19 protein-coding genes, 1 tRNA gene, 2 pseudogenes and 2 riboswitches are annotated in these 20,476 nt (G+C 62.2%); of the genes and pseudogenes, 19 read left to right on the top strand and 3 right to left on the bottom strand.

Annotation, left to right across the window (positions count from 1 at the left end):
- Positions 1-224: 224 nt before the first annotated feature.
- Positions 225-316, top strand: a riboswitch (glycine riboswitch).
- Positions 317-319: 3 nt separating this feature from the next.
- A riboswitch (glycine riboswitch) is annotated at positions 320-386 on the top strand.
- Positions 387-459: 73 nt separating this feature from the next.
- The 19 genes and pseudogenes from gcvT to NUW50_RS20695 all read left to right on the top strand — a co-directional run.
- Complete coding sequence (gene gcvT, locus NUW50_RS20790) at positions 460-1,563, top strand: glycine cleavage system aminomethyltransferase GcvT (protein ID WP_258291105.1); 1,104 nt, start codon at positions 460-462, stop codon at positions 1,561-1,563.
- A gap of 11 nt (positions 1,564-1,574) precedes the next feature.
- Complete coding sequence (gcvH, locus tag NUW50_RS20785) at positions 1,575-1,934, top strand: glycine cleavage system protein GcvH (RefSeq protein ID WP_258291104.1); 360 nt, start codon at positions 1,575-1,577, stop codon at positions 1,932-1,934.
- A 407-nt stretch (positions 1,935-2,341) separates the two neighbouring features.
- Positions 2,342-5,188: an aminomethyl-transferring glycine dehydrogenase gene (gene gcvP / locus NUW50_RS20780; protein WP_258291103.1), complete on the top strand. Its 2,847-nt coding sequence runs from the start codon at positions 2,342-2,344 to the stop codon at positions 5,186-5,188.
- A 110-nt stretch (positions 5,189-5,298) separates the two neighbouring features.
- Positions 5,299-5,739 carry a thioredoxin TrxC gene (gene trxC / locus NUW50_RS20775; RefSeq protein ID WP_258291102.1) on the top strand — a complete coding sequence of 147 codons (441 nt, stop codon included), beginning with the start codon at positions 5,299-5,301 and terminating at the stop codon, positions 5,737-5,739.
- A gap of 50 nt (positions 5,740-5,789) precedes the next feature.
- Positions 5,790-5,865: transfer RNA gene (locus NUW50_RS20770), tRNA-Ala, on the top strand.
- 156 nt (positions 5,866-6,021) lie between these two features.
- A pseudogene (locus NUW50_RS20760) lies at positions 6,022-7,171 on the top strand (IS3 family transposase).
- Between the two features lie 91 nt (positions 7,172-7,262).
- Positions 7,263-8,414 carry a helix-turn-helix transcriptional regulator gene (locus NUW50_RS20755; protein ID WP_258291101.1) on the top strand — a complete coding sequence of 384 codons (1,152 nt, stop codon included), beginning with the start codon at positions 7,263-7,265 and terminating at the stop codon, positions 8,412-8,414.
- A 158-nt stretch (positions 8,415-8,572) separates the two neighbouring features.
- Positions 8,573-9,892 (top strand): aminotransferase class I/II-fold pyridoxal phosphate-dependent enzyme, encoded by a 1,320-nt coding sequence (locus tag NUW50_RS20750; RefSeq protein WP_258291100.1) that lies wholly within the window; start codon positions 8,573-8,575, stop codon positions 9,890-9,892.
- On the top strand, positions 9,889-10,677 hold the full coding sequence (locus NUW50_RS20745; RefSeq protein ID WP_258291099.1) for a nitroreductase: 789 nt from the start codon (positions 9,889-9,891) through the stop codon (positions 10,675-10,677). The genes NUW50_RS20750 and NUW50_RS20745 overlap by 4 nt, the downstream gene beginning before the upstream one ends.
- 322 nt (positions 10,678-10,999) lie before the next feature.
- The gene (locus tag NUW50_RS20740; RefSeq protein WP_258291098.1) at positions 11,000-12,343 is read left to right on the top strand and encodes an aminotransferase class I/II-fold pyridoxal phosphate-dependent enzyme; all 1,344 of its coding nucleotides are present in this window, start codon (positions 11,000-11,002) and stop codon (positions 12,341-12,343) included.
- 196 nt (positions 12,344-12,539) lie between these two features.
- Positions 12,540-13,247 carry an IS6 family transposase gene (locus tag NUW50_RS20735; protein WP_258291097.1) on the top strand — a complete coding sequence of 236 codons (708 nt, stop codon included), beginning with the start codon at positions 12,540-12,542 and terminating at the stop codon, positions 13,245-13,247.
- Positions 13,248-13,552: 305 nt separating this feature from the next.
- Complete coding sequence (locus tag NUW50_RS20730; protein WP_258291096.1) at positions 13,553-14,524, top strand: AraC family transcriptional regulator; 972 nt, start codon at positions 13,553-13,555, stop codon at positions 14,522-14,524.
- 106 nt (positions 14,525-14,630) lie between these two features.
- Positions 14,631-15,458, top strand: a complete 828-nt coding sequence (locus NUW50_RS20725) for an NAD(P)H-binding protein (protein WP_258291095.1) — start codon at positions 14,631-14,633, stop codon at positions 15,456-15,458.
- Between the two features lie 24 nt (positions 15,459-15,482).
- Positions 15,483-15,911 (top strand): DUF4345 domain-containing protein, encoded by a 429-nt coding sequence (locus NUW50_RS20720; protein WP_258291094.1) that lies wholly within the window; start codon positions 15,483-15,485, stop codon positions 15,909-15,911.
- Between the two features lie 96 nt (positions 15,912-16,007).
- The gene (locus NUW50_RS20715; protein WP_258291093.1) at positions 16,008-16,505 is read left to right on the top strand and encodes an anthrone oxygenase family protein; all 498 of its coding nucleotides are present in this window, start codon (positions 16,008-16,010) and stop codon (positions 16,503-16,505) included.
- A 90-nt stretch (positions 16,506-16,595) separates the two neighbouring features.
- Positions 16,596-16,754 carry a hypothetical protein gene (locus tag NUW50_RS20710; protein WP_258291092.1) on the top strand — a complete coding sequence of 53 codons (159 nt, stop codon included), beginning with the start codon at positions 16,596-16,598 and terminating at the stop codon, positions 16,752-16,754.
- Between the two features lie 24 nt (positions 16,755-16,778).
- On the top strand, positions 16,779-17,243 hold the full coding sequence (locus NUW50_RS20705; RefSeq protein WP_258291091.1) for a GNAT family N-acetyltransferase: 465 nt from the start codon (positions 16,779-16,781) through the stop codon (positions 17,241-17,243).
- Between the two features lie 76 nt (positions 17,244-17,319).
- Entirely contained in the window at positions 17,320-17,688 is a 369-nt protein-coding gene (locus NUW50_RS20700) for a hypothetical protein (RefSeq protein WP_258291090.1), read from the top strand.
- A gap of 165 nt (positions 17,689-17,853) precedes the next feature.
- Positions 17,854-18,081: pseudogene (locus NUW50_RS20695) on the top strand (IS6 family transposase); the annotation flags it as partial.
- A 594-nt stretch (positions 18,082-18,675) separates the two neighbouring features.
- Here NUW50_RS20695 and NUW50_RS20690 read toward each other — a convergent pair.
- The 3 genes from NUW50_RS20690 to NUW50_RS20680 form a co-directional block, all read right to left on the bottom strand.
- The gene (locus NUW50_RS20690; RefSeq protein WP_258291089.1) at positions 18,676-18,831 is read right to left on the bottom strand and encodes a hypothetical protein; all 156 of its coding nucleotides are present in this window, start codon (positions 18,829-18,831) and stop codon (positions 18,676-18,678) included.
- A 108-nt stretch (positions 18,832-18,939) separates the two neighbouring features.
- Positions 18,940-19,512, bottom strand: coding sequence for a terminase small subunit (locus tag NUW50_RS20685; protein WP_258291088.1), 573 nt, complete (start codon positions 19,510-19,512; stop codon positions 18,940-18,942).
- Between the two features lie 327 nt (positions 19,513-19,839).
- Positions 19,840-20,476, bottom strand: a 637-nt coding sequence (locus NUW50_RS20680) for a DNA primase family protein (protein ID WP_258291087.1), incomplete at its 5' end; no start/stop codon positions are given.

Below are 20,476 nucleotides of genomic sequence, written 5' to 3'. Positions count from 1 at the left end.
CGGATGGCAAGCCCGGGCCGGGGTCGCCCCGTCCCCCGCCCCGCGGGCGGCGCCATCCTGCTTCATCTTCCAAATATCCCCGCCGGAGGCTCCGACCGCCCGGCCGGGCGCGGCGGGCCGGGCGGCGCGCGATCGCGGGCGCCTCGCCGGGGCAAACCGCCGCTTCCTGGCCCCGCGGTGTTCATGCCACCTTGCCTGAGCGCGACGGATCGCCTAGCGTCTGCGGCACCGGCGCCGGGAGAATCTGGCCCCCGGGCCAGTGCCGAAGGAGAAACCGCCCCGGTAAACTCTCAGGCCAAAGGACCGCGCCGGCAACAGACTCTGGAGAGAGGCGCCGAAACGGGCGCCCGCCGAAGGGATAACGATCTCAGGCGCACGGGACAGAGGGGGCATCGGATCGGACCCGGTGGGGGTTCGGGAACGGTGTCGGGTCCGCCCGACCGTGAGAACGGAGTGGGAATGGACGAGACGCTGCTGCAAACGCCGCTATACGATCTGCATCTTGAACTGGGCGCCAAGATGGTGCCTTTCGCGGGCTATGCGATGCCGGTGCAATACCCTGCCGGGGTGATGGCCGAACATCTGCACACCCGGGCCCGGGCCGGATTGTTCGACGTCAGCCACATGGGTCAGGTGATCCTGCGCGGCGCCGAACCGGCGGCGGCGCTGGAAAGGCTGGTGCCGGTGGACGTGATCGGGCTCAGGGAAGGCCGCCAGCGTTACGGGCTCTTCACAGCGCCCGAGGGCGGAATCCTGGACGACCTGATGATCGCCAATCGCGGCGACCACCTGTTCCTGGTCGTCAACGCCGCCTGCAAGGCCGCCGACGTGGCGCATATGCGGGCCGGGCTGCCCGGCGTGACGGTCGAGTATCTCGAGGACCGCGCCCTGCTGGCGTTGCAGGGCCCCGGGGCCGAGGCGGCGCTGGAACCGCTGGTGCCGGGCGTGGCGGCGATGAAGTTCATGGATGTGGCGATCTTCGGCGACATCTGGGTCTCGCGCTCGGGCTATACCGGCGAGGACGGCTACGAGATCTCTGTTCCGGCCGCGCAGGCCACCGGTTTCGCCCGCAAGCTGCTGGCCGCCGAGGGGGTGATGCCGATCGGGCTGGGGGCGCGGGATTCGCTGCGGCTCGAGGCCGGGCTCTGCCTCTATGGCAACGACATCGACACCGGCACCACGCCGGTCGAGGCGGCGCTCGAATGGGCGGTGCAGAAGGTTCGCCGCAGCGGCGGCGCGCGTGCCGGCGGCTTTCCCGGCGCCGAGCGTATCCTGCCCGAATTCGAGACCGGCGCCCCGCGTCGCCGCGTCGGCCTGCTGCCGGAAGGCCGCGCCCCGATGCGCGCCGGCACCGCGATCTTTGCCGCCGAGAGCGGGGGCGAGCCGATCGGGGCGGTGACGTCGGGGGCCTATGGGCCTTCGATCGAGCGGCCGATGTCCATGGGCTATGTCACATCCGCGCATGCCGCAGAGGGCACTGCGCTCTGGGGCGAGGTGCGCGGCAGGCGTCTGCCGGTCACCGTCGCACCGCTTCCTTTCCGACCCGCCACCTACAAACGCTGAAGGCTGATTGCATGAAATACACCGAAGAACACGAATGGCTCGACCTCGACGGCGACGTCGTCACCGTCGGAATCACCGAACATGCCTCGGAGCAGTTGGGCGACATCGTCTTCGTCGATCTGCCGAGCGAGGGCACGACGGTCGCCCGGGGCGACGAATGCGTGGTGATCGAGAGCGTCAAGGCGGCCTCGGACGTGCTGGCGCCGCTGGATGGCGAGATCGTCGAGGTCAACGAGGCGCTGACCGACAACCCCGGCATGGTCAACGAGGACCCGCTGAACGACGGCTGGATGTTCCGGATGAAGATCGCCGATCCCTCGGCCCTGGACGAGTTCATGGACGAGGCCAAATACAAGGAATTCATCGACTGAGGGCCGCCGTCCCCATGGGGACGGGGGGTCAAGTTGCTGAAATTCCCGCATTTTCGCCGGGGACGCCGAACATGGTTAAGGGGAGGTTACGATGAGGCCCTGCGCAATCGCCTCACCCCGGGCCGCTGCCGAACCGGGACGGGGCCGGAGCGCCGGAGACCGGAGCGGTGGCGGCGGCATGAGAGGCCGGAGCCTCCGGCGGGAGTATTTGAGACCCGCAGATGCAGGGCCGGGCAGGGGGCGGCGCGCTGCGCCCGCGCCGCATCGCCGCCGATCCGCCGGCCCGCGCGCCGGGCGCAGCAACGGCGCATGGCCCGGAACAGGCCCCTCCCGGGGCCTGCCACCTTTCCTTCCGAGCGATCCGGAAGGCTCGCTGTTCAACATTCTGTCCCAGATCCGAGGACCCCATGACCTTCACGCCGACCGACTACGACCCCTATGATTTCGCCAATCGACGCCATGTCGGCCCCTCGCCCAGCGAGATGGCCGAGATGTTCGCGACCCTGGGCGTGGATTCGCTGGATCAGCTGATCGACGAGACCATCCCGGCCAGCCTGCGCCAGAAGGAACCGCTCGATTTCGGCGCCCCGCTGAGCGAGCGGGAACTGCTCTGGCAGATGCGCCAGGTGGCGAAGAAGAACCAGGTCATGACGACGATGATCGGGCAGGGGTTCCACGGCACGGTGACGCCGCCGGCGATCCAGCGCAACATCCTGGAAAACCCGGCCTGGTACACCGCCTACACGCCCTATCAGCCCGAGATCAGCCAGGGCCGGCTGGAAGCGTTGCTGAACTTCCAGACCATGGTCGGCGACCTGACCGGGATGGATATCGCCAATGCCTCGCTGCTGGACGAGGCGACGGCGGCGGCCGAGGCGATGGCGATGGCGCGGCGGGTGTCGAAATCGAAGGCGACCGGCTTCTTCGTCGATGCCGGCTGCCATCCGCAGAACATCGCGGTGATGCGGACCCGGGCCGAGCCGCTGGGCATCGAGCTGATCGTCGGGGAGCCCGCGGAGATGGACCCGGCGCAGGTCTTTGGCGGCATCTTCCAGTATCCGGGCACCTACGGGGTGCTGGCCGATTTCACCGACAGGATCGCGGCGCTGCACGAGACCGGCGGGCTGGGCATCGTGATCGCCGATCCGCTGGCGCTGTGCCTGCTGAAGGAACCGGGCGCGATGGGCGCCGACATCGCGGTCGGCTCGACGCAGCGGTTCGGCGTGCCGATGGGCTATGGCGGCCCCTCCGCCGCCTACATGGCCTGCAGGGACGGGCTGAAGCGGGCGATGCCGGGGCGGCTGGTCGGGGTCTCGGTCGATGCGCGCGGCAACAAGGCCTACCGGCTGGCGCTGCAGACCCGCGAGCAGCATATCCGCCGCGAGAAGGCGACCTCGAATGTCTGCACCGCGCAGGCGCTTCTGGCGGTCATGGCCAGCATGTATGCGGTGTTCCACGGCCCCGAGGGGCTGCGGGCGATCGCGCAGCGGGTGCATCAGAAGACGGCGCGGCTGGCCAACGGGCTGGAGAGCGGCGGCTACAAGGTCGAACCGGCAGAGTTCTTCGACAGTTTCACGGTCGAGGTCGGGCCGCTGCAGGGCGCGATCATGGATGCCGGGCGGCGCGAATCGATCAACTTCCGCAGGATCGGCGACAGCCGGATCGGGATCACCCTGGACGAGACCACGCGGGGCGAGACGCTGGAGGCGGTCTGGCGGGCCTTCGGGCTGGACCTGGCGCGCGGAAACGTTCCGGACGCGCCGCGGCTGCCCGGGGCGCTGCTGCGCGAGAGCGACTATCTGACCCATCCGGTGTTCCACATGAACCGGGCCGAGACCGAGATGATGCGCTACATGCGCCGGCTCTCGGACCGCGATCTGGCGCTGGACCGGGCAATGATCCCGCTGGGCTCCTGCACGATGAAGCTGAACGCGGCGGCCGAGATGATGCCGATCACCTGGCCGGAATTCTCGAACATGCATCCCTTCGCCCCGGCCGAGCAGGCCGAAGGCTATGCCGAGATGTTCCGCGACCTGTCGGACAAGCTCTGCGCGATCACCGGCTATGACGCGTTCTCGCTGCAGCCCAATTCCGGGGCGCAGGGCGAGTTCGCCGGGCTGCTGACCATTGCCGCCTATCACCGGGCGCGGGGCGAAGCGGACCGCGACATCTGCCTGATCCCGACCTCGGCGCATGGCACCAACCCGGCCTCGGCACATATGGCCGGAATGCAGGTGGTGGTGGTGAAATCGACCGCGACCGGCGACGTGGACCTGGAGGATTTCGCCGCCAAGGCCGAAGCCGCGGGCACCCGGCTGGCGGCCTGCATGATCACCTATCCCTCGACCCATGGCGTCTTCGAGGACACGGTGACGGAGGTCTGCCGGATCACCCATGCCCATGGCGGCCAGGTCTATATCGACGGGGCCAACATGAACGCGATGGTCGGGCTGGTGCGGCCCGGCGACCTGGGCGGCGATGTCAGCCACCTGAACCTGCACAAGACCTTCTGCATCCCGCATGGCGGCGGCGGGCCGGGCATGGGGCCGATCGGGGTCAAGGCGCATCTGGCACCGCATCTGCCGGGCCATCTGGTGACCGGCGGCGCGGAGGGGCCGGTGGCCTCGGCGCCCTGGGGCTCGGCCTCGATCCTGCCGATCTCCTGGGCCTATGTGCTGATGATGGGCGGCGAGGGGCTGACCCAGGCGACGCGGGTGGCGATCCTGAACGCCAACTACATCGCGGCGCGGCTGAAGGATGCCTTCCCGGTCCTGTTCACCGGCAGCCGGGGCCGGGTGGCGCATGAATGCATCCTGGACGTGCGGCCCTTCGAGGCGGCGGGGATCACCGTGGACGATGTGGCCAAGCGGCTGATCGACAACGGCTTCCATGCGCCGACGATGAGCTTTCCGGTGCCCGGCACGCTGATGGTGGAGCCGACCGAGAGCGAGACCAAGGCCGAGCTGGACCGGTTCTGCGATGCGATGCTGGCGATCCGCGAGGAGATCCGCGACGTGGAAGAGGGCCGGATCGACGCCGGGAACAACCCGCTGAAGAATGCGCCGCATACGGTCGAGGACCTGGTCGGGGAATGGGACCGGCCCTACAGCCGCGAGACCGGCTGTTTCCCGGCCGGGGCGTTCCGGGTCGACAAGTACTGGCCGCCGGTGAACCGGGTGGACAATGTCTATGGCGACCGCAACCTGGTCTGCACCTGTCCGCCGGTCGAAAGCTATGCCGAGGCGGCCGAATAGCCGCTGACCGGCCCCCTGCGGCGTGATTGCCGCAGGGGGACCGGGGGGACGGTCTTGTGGCGCGGGCGGAAGTGACTACATTCGGAAAGACGAATGTACAGGAGCCTGCAATGGCCGATCGCCTGACCCTTGCCTGCCTGCAATGCGGGCAGAAGAACCGCACTGCCGCCGACCGGGTGGAGGCGGCGAAATGCGCGACATGCGGCGCCAAGCTGGTCACCGGCAAGGTGGCCGAGATCGATTCCCGGACCCTGGCCGCGGCACGGGGCGACGGGCTGCCGCTGCTGGTCGATTTCTGGGCCCCCTGGTGCGGGCCCTGCCGGCAGATGGCGCCCGAGTTCGCCAAGGCCGCCGAGGCGCTGAAGGGCCGGGTCCGCTTTGCCAAGATCGACACCGAGCGGTTTCCGCAGGTGTCGGCCCAGTTCGGCATCCGCGGGATCCCGCTGTTGATCCTGTTCCAGAACGGAAAGGAGCTGGACCGGCTGCCGGGCGCGCGTCCGGCCTCGGGGATCGTCGATTTCCTGCGTGGCAAGATAAAGCTCGCGGCATGAGCCACAGGCCTTGACACCGCCGGTGGCATAGGCCAAATCCCGCGCCTAACGGGGCCGTAGCTCAGATGGGAGAGCGCGTCGTTCGCAATGACGAGGTCAGGGGTTCGATCCCCCTCGGCTCCACCAATATCCCGACATATGGTACACATTTTCAATTGGTTACGAAAGCGCCCGCGGGGCGCTACCAACTTTCCTACCTAAATTGATCTTGTGTCGGGAAACGCCTTGTACCTCCCTCAATGAGGTGGTCCGCCGTTTTGTTTCGGAATACGGAGGATCAGAATGGCTGCGGTGCGACACAAGACCGAGGAAATTGTCACGAAGCTGAGTCAGGTTGAGGTACTTGTCGGCCAGGGAATGACGCGGGTGGATTCGATCCGCGAGGTTCGCATATCCGAGCAGACCGAATTCCGCTGGCGCAAGCAGTACGGCGGGATGGGAACCGAGCGACTCTGGGAACTCAAACGGCTTCAGGAAGAGAATAGGGGCTGGGGAAGGCCGTGTCGGAACTGACGCTGGACAAGCTGATCCTGGCGGAGGCGGCAAAGGGAAACTTCTGAGCCCCGCCCGCCGTCGGCTTCGCTGTTCCGGGTTTCTGTCTCATCTCCACTCCTTGGTGCTTACGATGAGCCAGAAACCCTCCGTTACAAAATCAACTCAGATGTCCCAGTGGCGCTGACGGGGGACAGCTTCGACACCTCGATGTTCCACGACAAGTCCCGGCGCACCGACCAGGCGGCCGTCGAGCGACGGATCAAGGAGATTTGCGAGACAGGCGTGCGCCATGGGTATCGCCCTGTGCATGTCCTGCTGCGCCGTGAGGGATGGGGGATCAACATGAAGAGGGCCCGCAGGATTTACAATGAGTCGGGCCTTCAGCTGCGGAACAGCGCCCCGAAGCGCCGGCTGAAGGCGAAGCTGCGGGAGGACCGCCAGGAAGCGGTTGGGCCGAACGAGGTCCGGGCGATGGACGTCGTGCACGACGAGCTAGACGCGGCGCATCCTGACCGTCGTGGACACCCATTCCCGGCTATGTCCGGCGGCCGATCCGCGGTTCCCCTGCCGGGGCGAGGAGGTCGCGCAGACGATGGAAAAGGTCTGCGGCAGGATCGGCGATCCGAAGACCATTCGCGTCGACAATGGCAGCGAGGTCATCTCCCGCGACCTCGATCTCTGGGCCTGTGCCCATGAGGTCACGCTGGATTTCTCGCGGCCCGGAAAGCCGACCGGCAACGGCTTCATCGAGGCGTTCAATTCGAAGCTCCGCTCCGAGTGCCTGAGCGCGCACTGGTTCATGAGCCTTGCCGACGCCCGCGAAAATCTGGAAGATCGGCGCAGACACCACAACGAGGACCGACCCCACAGCGCGATCGGATACAACGTCCCGATTGTCCTGCATTATCCCGATGACGTCCCCGGCCCGTCATCGTGAGACAGCCGGGAAAACCCAGCTTCCGGCGGTCCGGGGGTGGGGCTTGGCTTGGTGTAGGGACTAGGCGGAGGGCTGTTCGCGGCTATTGCAGATGGAACGAAGACTCTCTGATTTGTTGGTCCATGCCTACGGTTCGGTCTTGAGTGAGAGGCGTTGGCCTAACCTGCTAGATCATTTGGTCAGCTTCTTCGATGCCCGTGCGGCAGTCCTGGTGATACAGGAGCACGCGACTGACTTTGAAGGCTTCGATGCGGCGAGTGCGGTGTACAGGGATGATCCGACCAACACGTACTCGTATTACCTTGAAAATCTGGCACATCACGAGGCACCGGCTTGGTCAAAGCTTACCGAGAAGGGGCCGGCCGAGGTCTATTTCGATACCGAACTCGGACCTGCCGCTGAAGCGCTTGACGCGCAAGACCACTATCGTTTCGCGCGCGTACATTTCGGAATCCGCAGGCGTATTGCGTTCAGGTTAAATGATACTCGCGGTTGGTTTGACGCCATAGCGCTAGCCTACGGTTCAAATCAACGTTCGGTCCCAAGCTCCGTCGTGCCGCTAGTCAGGAGTGTTTCCCCTCATCTTGCGCGGGCGCTGGAATTGACCCGCACGTTTTCGATGCTGCGCACGCGATACAATGCCGTGGTGGCGGCGCTGGATCGCTTCGGGATCGGTGTTGCCATCGCGCTGCCTTCGGGACAGGTCTTGGTCTCCAACGCTGAGGCCAACCGGATATTTGAGGAAAGTGGTGTCATCCGTCTCGGAGCACAGCTGCAGGTGGCGTGTAGGGATCCGGAAATGGATAGCCGTTTGCGGGCTTCCATTGAGCGCAACGCTGCTACGGCTGCCGGGGAAAGCCAACTACTGGACTCACCAATACGGTTGGAACGCGGAGGGTCGACCAACGATATACTGATCGATGTTGCGCCCGTAAAGGACGCTACTTCAGAGATCGAACGAGACCTGAGCGGAGCCCTTGTTTTCCTGATCGACACCGCGCGTCCCCCCCCACTGGATCAGGCGCGCTTCGCTTCCCTGTACGGTTTGACTTCCGCCGAGGCGGAAGTTCTCAGTGAGCTCATTTGTGGTCGTACGACGCCGGAAATCGCGGAAATCCGATCGACCAGCGTCAATACCGCGCGCAATCAGGTTCAGGCTGTACTTGGCAAGACGTGTTGCAAGACGCGCGGCCAAGTCCTGCAACTCATGGTCAAGACCATGCCGCCGATCACTGGATCGTAGCCCGTCGGGCAACCGACGCCGCGAAAATGTGAACGAATGGCAAGGCGCGACGCTTGCAGCATCGGGCACGGCCAATAGCCGTCCACATAGCTCATATGCATCATGACAGATCTGCATCGGTTTCCCTACCTTTTGAGAGCGTGATTGGGGAAAGAGCCATGGCATACGATCCATTTTCCGGTGCCCTACCCGATTTCTTCAACAATGGTACCCGGGATTTGCTTGATCGTTGGTCACCGCTGACGAAGTGGATGAACGAACGAGCAAAGGCGGGTGTCGATCCATACACACGTTCGACTGCGTCGCGAATATGCCCTCGGATCGAAGCGCGCAGCCGGACGGGCCAAGTCGTTCGTGGGGTGAACTTCGCCTCACAGGACTACCTGTCGCTCGCTTCGCATCCAAGAGTGATCGACGCCGCATCGCAGGCGGCCCGTGACCTTGGTGTTCACTCGGCAGGCTCAGTTGCATTGATGGGTCTGACAGAAAAAACTCTCGAACTCGAACTCGAACGCCGCATCGCCGAGTTCGTGGCAACTGCAGACGCGATCGTATTCCCCACCGGTTGGGGGGCAGGCTACGGAGTCATCAAGACTCTGATCCAACCGTCGGATCATGTTGTGATCGACGTCCTCGCTCATGCCTGCCTTCAGGAAGGTGCTGCCAATTCGACTGACAACGTGCACCGATTCCAACATTGCAGCGCCGACGGCGTCGAGAAAAAGCTTCGCCGGATCAGGCGGAACGATCCTGATGCCGGTATTCTCGTGGTGACCGAGTCCGTGTTCAGCATGGATAGTGATACACCGGATATTGCAACGCTGCAGGGACTGGCCGACGAATACGGGGCGACCTTGCTGGTGGATGTTGCCCATGATCTCGGGGCAATGGGACCGACCGGTCGTGGCCAACTTGAACTGCAAGGAATGCTGGGGAAAGTCGGTCTCGTAATGGGGTCGTTCTCGAAGACGTTCGCATCAAACGGTGGTTTCGTCGCCTGTAACCACCCGGCGCTAAAGCTTGCGCTGCGCCTGTCCTCAGGGCCATCGACATTCTCAAATGCCATCTCGCCGATGCAGGCTGCGGTCGTCCTAGAGTGTCTGGATATAATATCCGGGCCGGAAGGTGAAACTTTGCGCAGCCAATTGGCTGAGAACATCACCCGGGTGCGACGCAGTATGCTCAACGTGGGATTGGATGTCTTGGGAACGCCGTCTCCAATCGTCCCCGTGATTCTGGGCGATAATCGGAAGTCGCGACTTGTGACTTCACGTGCCCTTTCTGATGGGCTGCTGGTGAACCTTGTCGAATTCCCCGCGGTAGCCCGAAACGCTTGCCGGTGGCGCCTTCAAGTCATGGCCGGACACGAAGCGGAAGACATCGACCGATTGGCTTCGATAACCAGTGAGGTTGTCGCATGGGCGAGCGCGGAGTCGCGGCCGCTGGTGACGACCAGTGCAGCCGACGATTTTCTATGAAACAGGAACATGTTGCCATTGCAGAACCGCGCGCGCGCCAAGTCGCTTCACAGCCGGTTCCGGCTATCTGGAACTGCCTGAACGAGGTCATCCGGTCTCGTCACTCGATACGCGCGTATCGCGACAAACCAGTGACTGCAGGCGTTATCAGAGAGATCCTGGAGACATCCTCGTACGCCCCGTCTGGTGCGAATGCTCAGCCCTGGCGCGTCCATCTCTTGGGACAGTCGGCCATACATAGAGTCGAGCAGGCCGTCATCGCTACGGAAGTGCCTCCCCACAGAGCTGTCTCAGAAAATTTCAAATACTACCCGGACCGCTTCTTGGAGCCCTATAAGTCCCGACGCAGTGAAATTGGGGCGGCCCTGTATCAAACGTTGGGTATTGGCAGACGCGATGTGCAACGCATGCGCTCGCAGTTCATGAAGAACTATAGATTCTTCGGCGCGCCAGTCGGTTTGATCGTGACAATGAGTCGCCACTTGGAAACCGGCATGTTTCTCGACCTGGGCATGTTCCTGCAAAATGTCATGCTGTGCGCTCGGGCAAAGGGACTTGATACCTGTGTGCAAGCCGCTTTCGCTCCATATGATCAGGCCATCAGGAACGCGATCCCGATCCCGGAGGATGAGTTCGTCGTCTGCGGGATGGCGGTTGGTCATAGAGATCCAGCATCCCTGGAGAACCGATTGCAAAGTCCCCGTGCCCCGCTTGAGAGTTGGCTCACCTCGCATGTGGAAAACGCCGAAGAGAGCATTTGCGATCTCCAAACCGGAAAGAGGTGAGACCGGTATGCCCAAAAGTGCGTGTGCCAAGTTGGTGCAGAACATCAACGGAATTGATGTCAGGCTTGGGCAGAACTTGCCTAGAAAGTTTACCATGGGTGGAAGGCTGCAGCCATTCGAGCTTGCGCGAATCGAGGCAAGAAATGGCGACCGGCAGCTGAGTCTTTTGGGGCAACTGTCTCCACCATCACCACCGCGATTCCAACTCACTCTACCTGACCTTTCAGAGTTTTTCCTTGCCGGGATTCACCTTTGGCGGCGTGGGTTTTTTGGGCTTCGCGGCGGAAGAGATGCGCAATGAGGTCTTGGGAGGAGATGTGACGTGAACAACAGATTCGACAATGGTCCGAAATTGGAAACCGCCACAGCTGCGCTCACTTGGAATGTTGCTGACCATCAATCCGGCAAAGGGCAATACTTTTCCGACCGATACGCAGCCCTCGCGCAGGACGTTGAGCGGGCCAGTGACGCGGGTGTCTGGCAGTATTTCCGGACGCACAGGGCAAAGGTAGGCCGGAACATAGAGGTCGAGGATGAGGGGGGACGCTGCTTCACGGGGGTGAATGGCGCATCACAGGATTATCTAGGGCTCTCGAACGACCCGCGCGTGGTCGAGGCATCGATCGATGCAATCCGAAAGTATGGTGCACATAGTGCAGGTTCAGCACCGATGGGCGGAAAAACGGATCTAGCCCGCGCCGTCGAAGCCCGGATTTCCGATATTCTTGGTATTCCGCATGTCTGCCTGTTCCCGACCGGGTGGGCCGCTGGCTATGGAATTATCAAGGGACTTGTTCGTCCCCATGATCATATCGTCATTGACGCACTTGGACACAATTGCCTGCAACATGGTGCGCATGCGGCGACGGGCAATGTCCACCAGTTTATTCACAATGATATGCGCAGTCTGGAAAAGAGACTGGACCGGATCCGTCGAAGCGAGCCGGAGGCAGCGATCTTGGTCGTCACCGAGGCTCTTTTTTCCATGGACTCTGACTGTCCGGATTTCTTTGAGCTCATCGAATTAAAGAACAAGTATGGCGCGATGGTCCTGTTGGACATTGCCCATGATTTCGGCTGTTTGGGCCCCAAGGGACGGGGCTTGTTGACCGATCACTGCAGCTACAGCGACATCGACTATGTCATCGGTTCCTTCAGCAAGACATTCGCTTCAATCGGCGGTTTCTTCGCCTCCAATGATCTAGCTAGCCTCAGGGGAGTCCAGGGGTTCTCGGGGTCATACACCTTCTCAAACTACCCGATTCCGGCCCAACTCGGAGCGGTTGATGCGGCTCTCGCCATTGTGTTCTCCGACGAGGGGGAAGACCTGCGTGCCTCGGTGATCGCCAACACCCGACGGCTTCGAGATGCGCTTGGTGCAGGCAACGTCGAAACGCTCGGAGTCGCATCGGCCATGACGATCATAGTTGCAGGAAGTGAGGCCCGGGCGAGGCTCGCGTATCGACGTACCTTGGAGCAAGGAGTTGTCGTCAATTGTATTGAATTTCCGGCTGTACGCAGAGGGGAAGCCCGGTTTCGCGTTCAACTGACCCCGCATCACTCGAAGAATGAAATCGCGATGATCGCTAAGGCCATCATGACCGGGCTGCAGGATGCTAGCCGCGTCGCAACGCGTGGTGTAGCTTCCATCGCCGGCGCGAGCTGAGCTGATCCCCGCGAAGCACCGTCGAAAACCGCGCTGGTCGCTTGGCGGTCATGGATGTTTTCCGGCTAAGGTCTGGTTTTCGGACCAACCGTTTACCCGGCAGATCAACCATGACCAAGGATACGATATCAGTCACAGCGGCAGTGTCGGAGCGACGGAGCTTGAGGCAGGCAGGTCGACCGCATAGCGTGGGCGCATGAACAAACGCAGCCCGTTCCGGTACTTCCGCAGCAGCCCTGAGGTCATCCGCCTGGCGGTTTCGATGTATGTCCGTTTTCCATTGTCGCTCCGCAACGTCGAGGACCTTCTGCACGAACGCGGCATAGACGTCAGCCACGAGACGGTACGGTTTTGGTGGAATCGCTTCGGCCCGATGTTTGCCGCTGAACTTCTCCGGAAACGGGCCCAGGGAATGCGCTCGGGCGGTCACTGGAAATGGCACCTGGATGAGGTTTTCGTGAAAATCAACGGCGATCTGCACTATCTCTGGCGGGCGGTGGATCACGAAGGAGAGGCGCTCGAATGCTTCGTGACGAATACGCGCGACAAGAAAGCCGCATTGAAATTCATCAAGAAATCGCTGAAGCGCCACGGCCGTGCCGACGAGATTGTGACCGACCGCATGCGATCATACGGCGCGGCACTGCGCGACCTCGGAATCGCCGATCGCCAGGAAAACGGTCGCTGGAAGAACAACCGCGCAGAGAATTCGCACCAGCCGTTTCGAAGGCGGGAGCGGGCGATGTTGCGCTTCCGGCAGATGCGAAGTTTGCAGAAATTCGCCGCCGTCCACGCCTCGGTCCATAACGATTTCAATCAGGAGCGCACACTCTACAGCCGATCGAATTTCAAGGCCAATCGTACTGCCGCTCTCGTTGAGTGGCGCGGGCTTTGCGCCGAATAAAGGGCAGTCTCACTGTCCTGGCGGAGACCGGTTCGCATTAGTCTGCCAGCACCGTCATGCGAGAGCAGGCGCGCGCCTGCGGTCGATGGTACACACAGCCGCAGCTTTGGCTCCAACATCGGTCGTGCGCTTGGTTGACGCCGCGTGCTGTTTCACCCTGCGCAATTCGGGCTGGCCTCAGAATGGTCCCGCCTGGTTGATCTGGGTCGTCGCCATCTCGACAGTCATCGGCCGCTTTGGAACCCGGGCTCATTTCGCGTAATATTTCAATCATGGGCTACGTTACTTCATTATTCGCGCGAAAGATGGTCGCCGCGGCGGGTGGTGAAGTCGACGCGGCCGCTTTGCTCTCATCGGTCGGTCTCGATGCGGAAGGCCCGTGGGATCCGAGGGCGATGATCCCAGCCGACCCCTATTATGACATGCTGGAAAGAATCGCTGCGCAGATCGATGCGACCGATCTTTCGGTGCGCGTTGGTGCGTCCATGCGGCTAAATGAATACGGCGCGCTGGGATTGGCCTTCAAGGCGGCGACAACTCTGGGCGGGTCGTTTCAGCGCGTGGAGCGTTATGCCCGGCTCTGGACTAGTGTCGTTGAATACGAGCTGCGCCCTGATCCGCGCGGCACGCTGTTCATTCTGCACCGGTCCGGCGAACGGCGGCTGGGCCTTCGGCTGTCGAACGAGGCGACGCTGGCGAGCGCCTTGTCGATAGCGAGGCAGGTCTGCCCGGTGCCCGTCGCGCCCCTGGAGGTGCTTGTCCAACATCCGGCTCCCAAGTCCACTGCCTCTCATGCCGACTATTTCGGCTGTCACATTAGGTTCGGCGCGAATGTCGATGCACTTCTGTTCTCGCCTGAGACGCTGGCGCAGCCGAACATCCTTGGCGACGAGGGGATTTCTCGTTACCTGATCTCACATCTTGATGCCGAACTGGCGGAGATTTCCGAGGAGGCTCCGCTGGTCGCCCGCGCCAAGGACACCATCGCACAGGCGCTCAGCGAGGGTACGCCCAGAATGGCGGACATCGCGCGTGCCCTCGGCTTGAGCGCGCGTTCGTTTCATCGGCGTCTGTCGGAACATGGGATGAGCTTCCAGACCCTGACCGAGGACACCCGCCGCGACCTCGCCGAGGGGCTCTTGAGCGACGAAAACCATTCCCTTGCCGAGATCGCGTTCCTGACTGGTTTTTCGGAACAGAGCTCGTTTACACGGGCTTTCAAGCGTTGGGTGGGTACGACGCCGGCGAGCTACCGCAAGGATCGCATGAGCCGTTGACGCCGCTTTGGCGACGGCGGTCAAAACGGTGGCAAGTCCGGTCAATACCGCGCTTTGCCCCTGCAGCTATCCCTTGGCCATTACTTCTCGCCAAGGAGCAGTATCCATGCAAACGAAACCCATTCTCGTCATCGGCGCCACCGGCAAGACCGGAAGCCGCGTTGCCACCAGCCTCGAAGCCAAAGGCCACGTCGTGCGCCGCGGCTCGCGCAGCGCCGCGACGCCCTTCGATTGGGAGGCGCCCGAGACCTGGGCGCCGGCCCTGAGCGGCGCCCGAGCGGCCTATGTCACCTACTTCCCCGATCTCGCGTTTCCCGGCGCGGTCGAAAAGCTCGAGTCTCTTGTCGAGACGGCGAAGGACGTCGGCGTCGAGCACCTCGTCCTGTTGTCGGGACGGGGCGAGCATCACGCCAGGCTCGGCGAAGAGGTCGTGCGCAATTCGGGCGTCGATTTCACCATCGTCCGCGCCGCATGGTTCGCGCAGAACTTCTCCGAGGGCTATCTGCGCGATCCGGTCTTGGCCGGGGTCCTTCCGATGCCCGGTGGCGTTGTCGCCGAGCCCATCGTCGACGTTGACGACATCGCCGATGTCGCCGTCGCGGCGCTGACCGAGCACGGACACAAGGGCGAACTCTACGAGGTGACGGGGCCACGGCTGATGACCTTCTCGGAAATGGCGGGTGAACTCTCGCGCGCCACCGGCCGCGAGATCCGGCATGTCCCGATCAGCTTCGAGGAGTTCCACGGGAACATCGCCGAAGCTGGCGGCACCTTCGTTGCCGACGTCTTCACCGCCATTGCCCGCGAAACGCTGGACGGGCGCAATGCCCACACTACCGACGGCGTGATGCGCGCGCTCGGCCGGGCTCCCCGCGACTTTGCGGATTTCGCCCGGACCGCCGCCGAAACCGGCGCCTGGACAAGCGCCGCCTGACACCGCCCAAGAAAGGATAATGACATGAAACCCACCCTTTTCGAGAAGATCGCGCTAGGTCTCTCCGGCCTCACCGCGCTCACCATCGGCGCTTCCATCCTGTCCGTGCCGCATGCCTTCTACGCCAGCTACGGCATCACGCTGGGCGAAGATGCCAGCCTGCTCAGCGAGTTGCGCGCCCCCGGCGCCGGGCTCGCTGGCTTCGGCCTCGTGATGCTGCTCGGCATCTGGCGGACCGCGATCCTGCCCGCCTCCATGGCGACTGCCCTGACCGTCTTCATCGCCTTCCCGGCCGGGCGGCTGGTCGGGCTTGCAGTTGACGGGATGCCGGCCGGCAATGTCATCGGCGCCCTCTTTGCGGAACTGTTCATCGCCGCGCTCTGCCTCACGGCTTTCCGCCGCCGCCTTTGGAATCCGGCACCCGGTTTCTCAACAACACAGCCTGCACGTTGAGCCTGCCGCGGCGGCTTGGCCCTCGATGTCCTGCCAACGACCTCATCAGCACCGCGCCTTCGCCATCGCAAACTGGCTTTTCCAATGGAGAAACCCATGTTGTCCGAGCTCTTCGAAACAACACTTGTCGCTGCCACCTTGGCCACGGGCCTTGTCGCCGGCGTGTTTCTCGCGTTCTCAGACTTCGTGATGCGCGGCCTCGGCCGCGCGCAGCCCGCGGCCGGGATCGAGGCGATGCAATGGATCAACCGCGAGGTCTATCGCTCGCTGTTCATGGTCCTGCTGATCGGCATGAGCATCGCCTCGCTCGGCCTCGCGGTTCTGGGCGCCGTGCTGATCGGTGGCACCGTGGCCTATTGGCTGGCGGCGGCCGGAACGCTCTACGTGCTCGGCGTGATGGCTGTGACCGGTAGCCGGAACGTGCCGATGAACAAACGCCTAGACCATGTCGAGCACAGGAGCGCGCACGCGCAGGACTGCTGGAACACCTACCTGCGCGACTGGACCCGTTGGAACCACCTGCGCTGGGCAACGGCTTTGGCCGCCTCCGTCTGCTATCTCGGGGCAGCCCTCACGTTGGCTGGAACTGCATGATCCACAGGGGGCCCGCAGTACTTCAACACAGGCGGTCCTCCCGCCGGTAGCGACGCCACCCACCTTCCATCAACACGAAATGAAAATCGCATGTTCAGCCTGCTCAAACCCAATCCGGAAGCCCGGCCAAAGCGCCGCAAACAGCACCGCCTGCCGCGGCACCTGCCGCCACATCTGATGCAGGGCACCGGCTTCGAGAGCTGGCCCGAAATGTCGTGCCAAGCTTCGAATTTCCTACGTCATATCTGATGTTCCACAGTAAGGATGTGACCCATGTCTGAAAATGTACTGAAGATGCGCCCCGCGCAGGCGGCCGATCTTCCAGCCATCGTTGCGATGCTCGCCGACGATCCCCTCGGCGCAACTCGGGAAGAGTTGCGAGAACCGCTCCCCGATGCCTACCTGGCGGCCTTCGCCGCCATATCTGACGATTCAAACCAGATGCTTGCCGTGGCCGAACGTGACGGTGTCGTGGTCGGCACGCTGCAACTCAGTTTCCTGCCCGGGCTCGCCCGAAAAGGCGCCTGGCGGGGACAGATCGAGGCTGTGCGCGTGGCGGCAAGCGCGCGCGGCATTGGTCTGGGAAAGTCGATGTTCGGCTGGGCGATCGAAGAATGCCGACAGCGAGGCTGTGATCTAATTCAACTCACATCGGATAATGCACGCCCGAACGCACACCGGTTCTATGCTTCCCTTGGCTTCGTGGCTTCCCACGCGGGGTTCAAACTCACCCTCTGATCTCGCATCGGCCGGAGATTTGGTTGTAAATCTCCAATATCGTATCGGGAGCGCGAGAACGAAAGGTTGCGGAAACATGCAGATCATGGCCTGCATTTATTGCTTGTTCATCCTCGGGGTCATCGCCTTTCAGATCGCCCTCATCATCGGCGCACCGTGGGGCCGGATCACTCAAGGCGGCCAGCATGAAGGAGCCTTGCCGCTGAAAGGGCGATTGGCGGCCGCGATATCAGTGGTTTTGCTGCTGGTTATGGCATTGGCGATCCTGTCTGCAGCCGGAGGATGGCCCGCGTGGCCGAAATGGATCGGTTGGGCCGCGGCCGCGCTGAACGGAGTCGTCATGGCGCTCAATTGGGCGACGCCGTCCTCAGCGGAACGCAAGCTCTGGGGGCCGATCACCAGCAGTATGTTCGCGCTGGCACTTGCCGTTGTCTTGTTCGCCTGAGGAACCGCGTGGGCGAGAGCGGCGCTGGATATCAAACCCAAATCGCGGTGGTCGGAGCGCGTCACAGAGCTATCTTCGAGTTCCAAAATGGAGCCAAACTCGCCCGTTGGCTCTGTCATACCAACGTGACTTGAGCCGGGAAGGGCGTCCGCCTGGCGTTGCCGGATTAGCAAACCCAGCCCCTTCAGGTACTTCAAGACGAGCCCCGAGATCATTCGTTTGGCGGTAAGGCTCCATGTCCAGTTTCCTCTTTCGCTCCGAAACGTCAAGGACCTGCTGCACGAGCGCGGGATCGAGATCGGCCACGAGACTGTCCGGTTTTGGTGGCACCGCTTTGGGCCGTTGTTCGCGGCGGAGATCCGAAAGCGCAGTGTTGAAGGGATGCGGTCGAGCTGATGGCGGTGGTATTTGGACGAGGTTTACTTGAAGATCAAAGCTCTTAGCCGCCGTCCTCGGCATATTATGGCGCACGGGTGCGGTGCGCTGAGCCGAACGGGTTCGTTGTCAGTTTGGTTGGGCTCGGCTGGAATTCGAACTACTTATAAAGTGAATAATATCAGCATTTTAGGTGCCGGAGAAGGTTCGCTGGCAGTACCCTTTCCTCCGCCACTTGCCTTTCAGAAACCGCTCTCCCGATCCGGCTCCCGCCGGATTTTTCCGTTGTTTTCGAGGGTTATGGGGGACGGGCTATTCACCATGCCCGGCGCGAGACGGCCCAAATCGTTCTCTCCGGGCAAAAGCTCTCTGAACCTGTTGACTGCGCCAGTTCAGTGAATTTTTTGCAAGCCATTGATTAAGTGCCAAAAATCTATAGTTCAACCTGAACACTTCGATGGCAGTGGCTCGCGGTGAGACAGGACCGCGGACTAACATTCGCCAGGAGCTCTTTGAACAGGCGGCGACGGACGATCTCGTAGCTTTTCTCCTGGCTGGTCGCCACGACGACTCCATGCGGCTGAAGGTCTGCTTCAGACACGCACGCATTTCCTAGCCGCTTTCGCCGCCGACCTCGATCTGTGAGGCGGGCAGCGAGGCCACCAGCAGCACGCCGGGGCTCGCCTTTATGGCCTCGGTCAGCGACTGCACGGAGGACAGGTTGGCATCGAACGACCCCGACGGCAGCCGCTCGACCTTGTAGATCAAGCGCAGGTACCTGTCCCTGAGGTCGTGGGATAAGTCTGTCCGGGGATAGGGGAAACCCGCCTAACAGCTGAATGAAACAGCAGGGTCGCTCGAAATTAGCCTGCGAAGCTAAACTTTCTTACCCAATCTGTCGCTGCGAATGGGGGCCACGCTGCCCTCACGATTGATCTCCAGAATCAGATCGGTGAGGGGATCGCCGTGTTTATTTGGGCCGCCGCGAAAGAGACCAACGTGCTCGCCAAGTTTGACCAGCGCGGCCACCTTGGGTTGAAGGCGGAGTCCTATGCGCCGAACTATAGATCGCGTTCCGCCGATGGTTTCTTTCTCGTGAATCTCATATGTCAGATTTGCCAATACACCGAAGTCGCCCTTTGCGACATTTCTTAAGTCGACCGAGGGCGCGCCATCTTTGTCGATTTCGAGAAAGTCGCCCAAGTTCGCGAATGCGATCTTGGCGAGTTCGCGGAGGACTTGATCCGCATCGATCCGAAGACGAGCGTTGCGCTGAGCGGTCAACTCGGAAATGCTGGCTTGAATGTCAGGTTTTGTCAGGAGTTCATGCGCTGTTTGACGTGCGGACGCAGCTGAATATCCTGCTCTTCGAGCAGCGGCCGCACCGTTCATGTCGATCAAAAACTCGCGGCAGAACAGTTCCCGCTTTGCTTGGATTCGCTCTACCATGCCATCAGTCCGATCGGCTGGTTCAAGTTGACCCTGCGAAAGCGTTCAAACGAATGGGAGCGCAGCTTGAGAGATTTCAACTTTTTCAAGTCGCGGTGGACTTCTAGCTCTGTCGCGACGGAGTTCACGCTCCCAAGCTGCTCGGGCCCAGTGCTGAAGGCCTCTAAGCGCCAGAGTTCTCTGCGTCGGTGGTTAGAAATCCTGGTGTCCTCCTGATCTTTGGTGACCGAAGTGACCGAAAGACAAATATCGGGCGTATGAAGCTTGCCTGCGCGTACGCTCGCGCGTGTAACGGATGATATGTAGCGCTCGGTCACTTCGGTCACTTCATATCAGCCTAAGGCCTCTCAGGCCCTTCGAGCTGCTAGTGCGATCCGGCTGGAACCCCCGCGATTTCAGTTCCTTAGCCAGCGTCCGAGATGTCCAGGAACCCAATCCCTGCCTCTCGCTCCATTCCTGAAAGCGAGCGTGCAGCGCGACATAGGAGCAGAACGCCTTCAGGTCGTTCTCGGTCTCCTCCGCCAAGAACTGTCCTAGGGTGTCCTCGTCGTCGAAGTATTCGGCCGATGCCGTTGCCACGTTGGCCGGCACGTCGAGCCCACCGTGCTGCCACTGCAGAGCACCCTCGATAGCCCATCGCAGGATGGCAGGTGCCTCAGACTTAAGCTTTTCTGCGAGGTTCTGGTCCCGTTTCTCGGGCGCGAATGTGACTTTGAAGGGGACCAGCACCACGCGAGATCGGATCGCTTCGTCGATGCCGCGGAAAGAAGGCTGGTTGTTTCCGGCGATCATCAGGGTGAACTGAGGGTCAAAGTCGAAGTAGTCCTGACGCATAAAGTTGGCGGTCATCCGATCGCCGCCCGTCATGTCTTTGATCACAGCCTCGTCCCAGTTCTTCCCTTTCGGCAGTTCGGATCCCACCACCAGGCGCGCGGCGTGCAGTCCTGCAATGACGGTCGAGTGT

The sequence above is a fragment of the Frigidibacter sp. ROC022 genome (assembly GCF_024723735.1).
GTDB lineage: Bacteria > Pseudomonadota > Alphaproteobacteria > Rhodobacterales > Rhodobacteraceae > SLM-1.
The sequence above is the reverse complement of the archived record's forward strand: the minus strand, read 5'-3'. Positions and strand labels throughout refer to the sequence as shown.